Below are 1,805 nucleotides of genomic sequence, written 5' to 3'. Positions count from 1 at the left end.
GGGCTCGGCGTGAGGTATCTCTTCGACGCCGGGCCGGACGTCGACCCGCTGGGACCGGACAACCGGCTCGCGTTCATGACCGGACCGCTCACGGGGACCCAGACCGTGATGAGCGGGCGGATCGCCTTGGTCACCAAGTCGCCGCTGACGGGCACCGTCACCGACTCGCACCACGGCGGCTGGTCGGGCGCCCGGCTCAAGTGGGCCGGCCTCGACGGCATCCTGCTGGACGGCGCCAGCGACGACCCCGTCTACCTCCTCGTCGAGGACGGCGAGGTCGAGGTGCGTGACGCCTCCCACCTCTGGGGTGAAGAGACCCACGACGCGATCGAGGCGCTGGGCGAGGAGGTCGAGGGGTCGGTCGGCAAGAACCTCTCCGTGATGGCGATCGGGCCGGGCGGGGAGAACGGCGTGCGCTACGCCTGCGTGATGAACGAGGACGACCGCGCCTCGGGCCGCGGCGGCACGGGCGCCGTCATGGGCTCGAAGAACGTCAAGGCCGTCGTCGTGAAATCGGGGACTGACATGCCCAAACCGGCCGACCCCGAGACGTTCCAGGAGGGCTACCAGCAGGCGATGGGCGTCATCCGCGAGTCCGAGGTCACCGCGCCCAACGAGGGCGGCCTCTCGGTGTACGGGACGAACGTCCTGATGAACGCCACCGAGGAGATGGACGGCCTCCCGACGAAGAACGCGAAGTACACCTCGACGCGGGCGTACCGCGACGCGGAGGGGGCGGACGTCGACGCCGAGCGCGTCTCCGGCGAGAACGTCGAGGAGAACATCCTCGTCAACGACCCGACGTGTCACTCCTGTCCGGTGGCGTGCAAGAAGGAGGTCGAGGTCCAGCTCCAGCACAAGGGCGAGGAGATGAACGTCCACATGGAGTCGTACGAGTACGAGTCCGCGTTCGCGCTCGGGCCGAACTCGGGACACACCCACCGCGACGAGATCGCGCTGATGATCCAGCGCTGTAACGAGGTGGGCGTCGACACCATCGAGGTCGGCAACATGATGGCGATGGCGATGGAGATGAGCGAGGAGGGCAAACTCGACGACGTCGGCGGCCTCGACTGGGGCGACGCCGAGACGATGATCGACCTCATCGGCGAGATCGGCTACCGCTCCTCGGACCTCGGCGACCTCCTCGCGGAAGGGGCGGACCGCGTCGCCGACGCGAAGGACGCCCACGGCAACTCGCTGGCCGTCAAGGGGCAGTCGATCCCGGCGTACGACCCGCGGTGCATGAAGGGGATGGGGATCGCGTACGCGACCTCGAACCGCGGCGCCTGCCACCTCCGGGCCTACACGCCGGCGGCGGAGATCCTCGGAATCCCGGAGAAGGTCGACCCGTACGAGTGGGAGGGCAAAGGCGAGCTCACCGCCACCTTCCAGGACCTGCACGCGATCTCCGACTCCTTCGACATCTGCAAGTTCAACGCCTTCGCGGAGGGGATCGAGGAGTACGTGCTCCAGTACAGCGGCATGACCGGCCGCGAGGTCTCCGAGGACGACCTGTTCGAGGCGGGCGAGCGCGTGTACAACCTCGAGCGGTACTTCAACAACCTCGCCGGCTTCGACGCCGAGGACGACGACCTCCCCGGACGCTTCGTCGAGGGGCACCCGGACGCCATACCCGGGCAGGGCGGCAGCGAGGGCGAGCTGTGCGAGCTCGACGAGATGAAGGCGGAGTACTACGAGACCCGCGGCTGGGTCGACGGCGTGGTCCCCGACGAGAAGCTCGACGAACTCGGCATCGACGTCGGCCCCGGCACCGGCGTCTCCGCCGGCGACTCCGCCGCCCC

Annotated in this window: 1 protein-coding gene; it reads left to right on the top strand. The window is 68.9% G+C overall.

Annotated features, from left to right (window positions below):
- Positions 1-1,805 (top strand): aldehyde ferredoxin oxidoreductase family protein (locus U4E84_RS16815; protein WP_322533252.1); only part of this gene is annotated, 1,805 nt, incomplete at both ends.

The sequence above is a fragment of the Halorubrum sp. AD140 genome (assembly GCF_034497445.1).
Classification (GTDB): domain Archaea; phylum Halobacteriota; class Halobacteria; order Halobacteriales; family Haloferacaceae; genus Halorubrum.
The sequence above is the reverse complement of the archived record's forward strand: the minus strand, read 5'-3'. Positions and strand labels throughout refer to the sequence as shown.